General features: G+C 38.9%; 5 protein-coding genes. All 5 read right to left on the bottom strand.

The genetic code is table 11. The annotated features are described in order from the left end of the window. On the bottom strand, positions 1-490 hold a 490-nt coding region (locus HP439_RS17565), incomplete at its 3' end, for a GAP1-N1 domain-containing protein (RefSeq protein ID WP_216657896.1). Positions 491-495: 5 nt separating this feature from the next. Next, entirely contained in the window at positions 496-1,335 is an 840-nt protein-coding gene (locus HP439_RS17570) for a TRAFAC clade GTPase domain-containing protein (RefSeq protein WP_172391636.1), read from the bottom strand. Position 1,336: 1 nt separating this feature from the next. Then, positions 1,337-2,338 carry a TRAFAC clade GTPase domain-containing protein gene (locus tag HP439_RS17575; RefSeq protein ID WP_172391637.1) on the bottom strand — a complete coding sequence of 334 codons (1,002 nt, stop codon included), beginning with the start codon at positions 2,336-2,338 and terminating at the stop codon, positions 1,337-1,339. Continuing rightward, positions 2,338-3,363 (bottom strand): GTPase-associated system all-helical protein GASH, encoded by a 1,026-nt coding sequence (locus tag HP439_RS17580; protein WP_172391638.1) that lies wholly within the window; start codon positions 3,361-3,363, stop codon positions 2,338-2,340. Before HP439_RS17580 ends, HP439_RS17575 begins: the two co-directional genes overlap by 1 nt. Positions 3,364-3,369: 6 nt before the next feature. Next, a complete protein-coding gene (locus HP439_RS17585; protein WP_172391639.1) occupies positions 3,370-4,692 on the bottom strand; it encodes a metallophosphoesterase in 1,323 nt (440 codons plus the stop codon). Between the last annotated feature and the right edge of the window lie 293 nt (positions 4,693-4,985).

The raw sequence follows: 4,985 nt of genomic DNA on the forward strand, positions 1-4,985 counted from the left end.
CTTTATATAGTCTTGCAATTATCTGAAGTGCGCTTTTACTATCAACCAGCAAGATCGGCTTCCGTGGTTCCAAAAACAATGCTTCAATCAATTCTTCTATTGGATCGTCAAAGTTCAACGGATTTAATGTTACTTCTTCAGATACAACTGGATAATCAAAGCCAAACTCGCTTTCATTGAGAGAAGCAAAAACACTATCGGTATTTTTTAGTGTTTCCCATAGATCCATTGCAATGATTACGCTCTTAGTTAAAACGCATCCAGCCCTTGGCGCGGTCATGTCTTGCCAAGTTTTTGCGATAACAAAATACTGCATCGACGGCACTGGATAACACGTAAAATACGGCGCAAATGATTCACCAGGTCTTAATTGGCCCGAAATATCAGATAGCCGATCTATTGTATCCTGATCTGTCCTTTCAAGCAGGATAGTCCCTGCTAGTAGTTGATGACCATTCTTATATTTATGTATCTGGAAATTAAACAACATCTAATTTAATCCTCGTGTAACAACCACCCAATCGGTGCAGTGATATCTGGTTTCTCAGTATCTGCACCTTCTTCCATTATATAACCGGTTTCATCAATTTCTTTATCCAAAAAATCTTTTTGAAAAGACGCAACTTGAAAGTCTCCACCGACAATACTACAACCAAAGACCTTCACATTTAGTGAGTCAATATCACTGATTCTACCTTCAAACATAGGAAATTCATTTTTAAGATAATTCAGAGGACCCAATTTTGCTTCACCTTTACTCAAAAGATCCCATGCCGTTACAATTACCGCGACCTTTGGTTTTGCTTTAGAGCTTCTATTAATATTTTCATCTATAAATCGAAGCAACTCCATAAGTACAATTTGTGTAGGAAGGTTGTTAACTTGTTTACCTCCAAGTCCATTTTTTAAAAACTCCTGAGAAGTAATCCAATTTAGTGGTTGCGTATTAATTTCCGAATGAACCCTTACGAAAAGTACCGCTGCAGAAGAGCTACGAAGTGTTTTTAGCCATTTCTCGGGAATATTCAATGACGCGACCGCTTTGGACCAAACTTCGCCAAGTATATCCGGGACCACTATGTCTGCAGATATACTCCCGTCTCTAGTCTTTACCGATATACGAAATTCTCTATTTTTTTCTTCTAAATCTGTGCGAGGTGCGAACTCCGCTTGTAGAATGTGTTCAGCAATGCTTTCAACATATCTCACGTCACTCGGGGTTACCGAACTTAAGAGATCACGATGCCCACCTTGTAACGCTAACCAGAACCTCGCCAAATAATTGGATTTACCTGAATCGGGACCGCCGACAAGAAGAATTGATTTTTCCTCCATACTAATTTCTATTACCTTGATACCGCAGCATATTACGTCCTTGCTCAAAGGATTGATCTGGCCAAAATTCCGCGCGACTTGATCCCCTAGCTACCGCAAGATCATCAATTAGTTCTTTAATTCCTGTTCCCGGAACAATGGATTCTTCACTGGAGAACGACGCAATTTCTTTATAAACAATACTAAATCCGACGGCAAGTGACTGCAAAGGTTTCAAGTACTCTTTAACCGAATCAGTTTTATCACTATGGGTCAGTACAATAGTCATATCTGGGATATTTTCTACTAAAAAGGTTCTAATACGATCGACAAGTAATTTTAATCGATGCACGACTAGCTTTCGACTTTTTGCTGTCGCAATATGTTCCGAATTTACAGTAATCCAAATCCTATCTGAAGATTTTAAGAAAGAGAGTCGATCTGTGCGATTTGTATCAATTAAGGTATTGGTCCATTCACCAGGCAGATCCGTCAACAAAAAATCCATCTTTCGCTTATTGCTAACATTTTGAATCCGTAAATGCAGAAATCCTGCAGTCCTTTCGTCAGTTAACTCAGTGTGCGCAGTAAATTGTTCAGGTGGCTGATTTACATTCCATGTTCTCGCCCCCATACTAATTTCTTCAAATCCCATAACGGTTTTTGAATCGAGGAATCTATATTCGTCCAGTGCATTATGGGCTAACAATAGGTATAGGCTAACCAGGCTAGCCGTCTTTCCAGTACCTGGCACGCCCAGAATTGCCACAACTTTACAATATCTGTTTCTAGTAATCCGCTCTGTATCGAAATCACTTAAATACAAACTGGGCGAGAGACGTTCCATTTCCTCTGGTGGAGTAAGTACTGAAGCTCCCGCTACACTTAAGTCTTCAACGACCAGTTCTGCGATTGATTCAAGCCTCTCGGGACAAGTCGATTGCTCTCGTCCATAAATACATTGACCTGTTTGCGAAAATGTACAGTCAGAATGTTGACAAATTTTATCAAGAGTATCAATCATTATTCAGCAAATTTGTTCACATTATCCAATGAAATTTCCACTATTAAGCGACTAGACCACTCATTTAAACTGTATTTACGTTTATCTCCAGACACATCTCCCGGATCGAGAAGAAGATTGCTTACAGGAAAAATTTTCGAATAGCTCTCAACTTTTTTGATCGGTAAAACATTTATGATCTTGTCTTTTAAGTCTCCCATTTCGTCAATAAGTTGTGATACAGAATACTCCTTCGTCTGATCAACAAATCGGCAAGCTAGATGCACATGGGCTTTTGAAGGAAATCTGTGGAGGAGCTTTCCAATCTCAATTGTTCCAACTAGGCAAGATTGCACAGGGTTAAGCTGGGACATTTGAATTGAACAAAGTTCACTCCATCCCCCAAGAGCCCACCAAAGTATATCAAGTTCTTCACGATCCAAAATTGCATTTATTCGAAAAGCATCGATTAGTTTACCGTATGAAGTTTCCGTTGCATCTATGAAGTTGGCAAAAGTTTCCTCAGCAGGCACAGCAATCGAGGATCTAGTCTTGGTTTGTTTACGCTGTCGGGAATTAACGGAAATATCTGTAGCAATTCTCGTGGCAGACTTTTGCAACTCCGTACGCAAGACTTCTAACTTTTCCTTTTCAGCTATAGGATGCTGAAACGAAAGTCCGTTCCAGAGCGATGAAGCTAAAATAAACTCTGGACTTGGTTTATGCGCGTATGGTTTAGTCTTATTTAAGTGCTGAACTGTCGCCAATAATGCACACGTGATGATTTGTAATGATTCTTCATCAGCGACAAAAGATGTACTACTTTTCTTTAATGCAGGAACTGCTACGCTACTTACCGTCTCATTATAGTGATACGGATCATCCAATGCAGATAGTAGGCTGTTAGCAAAATCGAAAACATCATTAATACCCCCCATCTTCCTAATAACTGCCTCAATTGAATTAATTGCAGTGGTGCGCTTAGTGACAAATTCATCGTTGGGGTTGCTATTGAAAATCCGGATGTGCTTTGCAATGTCTGTCATAATTGATTATTGTTGTTGTGTAATTTGGTTAATTCTGTCGTGTATTTCCTTTAATCTTCCGTCCTGCACTAACTTATCAAATACTATCCTTTCCATGCTGTGCGTTAATCTCCCATTGTAGGCATTTGGTATTGCATCGAATTCGATCAAAACGGTTAAACGCTCAGCGCTCGACAGGTCTCTAAAAAATTTTAATAGCACCAGTTGAAATTCTTTTTCTTCCAAAACGCCTCCCGCTTTATCAACCACAGAAAATTCCATGGTAGAGGTTTCGAATATTTTGTTCCCACTAACTTCATTTTTTTGATCCTCCTCTTTCGAAAGAGTAATTGGCATTTTTTTAAAATTTGGACAATTTAGCACATAAGTTTTAACCCCATCTGTAAAGTTCACTTTGTCTAAATCGAACTTTTTCTTCTCGTCATCCCAAGCTCTTCCATGAATAGTTAGACTTAATGAATCACTTGCTTCTACCCAATCGAACTCAAGGATATTATAGAAATAATTAAACTTTGGGTCAAGATCAGGAGGAACTGCGGCACCGGAAGCGATCATTAATAGATCGGTGTTTTGATCTACTTCCAACTTACGATGCGAGGGAGTATGTTCATGTCCAGATATAAATACTCTTGCTCGGTTACTTATATATCTATTCGCATCCACAGAATCCTGTAACCAATTCAAAGGATGGTGGGCGACCACGATGGTTTCCAAACCGGCTTCAGCAGGGATTACGCGCTGTCGTCGGCCTAATAGCAGTCGCCCCTCTTCATTATCAGTTTTTGAACAAATTAAGGCTGTATTTACACCAATAAATTTTATCCTCCTTTTCGGAGCAATCTCCTCAATACGATGCTTGTTAATCTTGCCATCGGAATCTAATGGACAGTCATATCCTTCAGCAAATTTCCTATAATCCGCAAATTGCTTATACAAAAATTCGCGATCATCTTCACTCTGCATACATCTATCTAATTCATCATCCCCGTCTTTGATAATTTTATCAATAGCTTGCTGAGTAATTGCCGTAATTTTATCTCGGTCAACATCGTGATTTCCTGGCACAACTTGGACTGCAGTAATTTCACAGCCCACAGCCGCTGTAAGTCTATCCAACCATCTCGCTGCTTCATCATATTGGGCCTTTTTGCCGGCGTAGGCGATATCCCCCGAAATAATTACCCCATTAGCACGTCGGTTATCAAGTTCCGTGACATAATCGCGCGCATCTTCCAATAACTGTTCTTTGATATCATCATGTATGTAGAGATCGCCTCCACGTTCTTGGCCAAAATGAATATCTGATAAATGGACGTATATAAGGGACATCGATTCGGATTTTTTGCACTAATTTAATTAAAAAAAAACTGTAAATATTGAAAAACAACAAAAAAAGACAATTTGTTTATAGTCTTAATAATTTTCTGACAATGGCATCTACTATTTCAATCTGAAAAAAGAATATCGACATTTGCTGATTGAAAATAGTCCAGTAGATATACTAGCAGAAATAGGCATAATTATTACTTGAAACAATTATTTTTACTGTCTCCAAATATATAGACCATCTACCTGATGCCATTTTTAAGTACCAGATCAACGAAACACTTTATTATCATCGT

Origin of the sequence: Sphingobacterium shayense (assembly GCF_013179575.1) — a bacterium.
In the GTDB taxonomy this organism is placed as follows: Bacteria; Bacteroidota; Bacteroidia; order Sphingobacteriales; family Sphingobacteriaceae; genus Sphingobacterium; species Sphingobacterium shayense.

Bases quoted from the DNA above. Each gene is read 5' to 3' on its own strand.
- HP439_RS17585 (WP_172391639.1), bottom strand. From the start codon at position 4,692: ATGTCCCTTATATACGTCCATTTATCAGATATTCATTTTGGCCAAGAA.
- HP439_RS17570 (WP_172391636.1), bottom strand. From the start codon at position 1,335: ATGGAGGAAAAATCAATTCTTCTTGTCGGCGGTCCCGATTCAGGTAAA.
- HP439_RS17580 (WP_172391638.1), bottom strand. From the start codon at position 3,363: ATGACAGACATTGCAAAGCACATCCGGATTTTCAATAGCAACCCCAAC.
- HP439_RS17575 (WP_172391637.1), bottom strand. From the start codon at position 2,338: ATGATTGATACTCTTGATAAAATTTGTCAACATTCTGACTGTACATTT.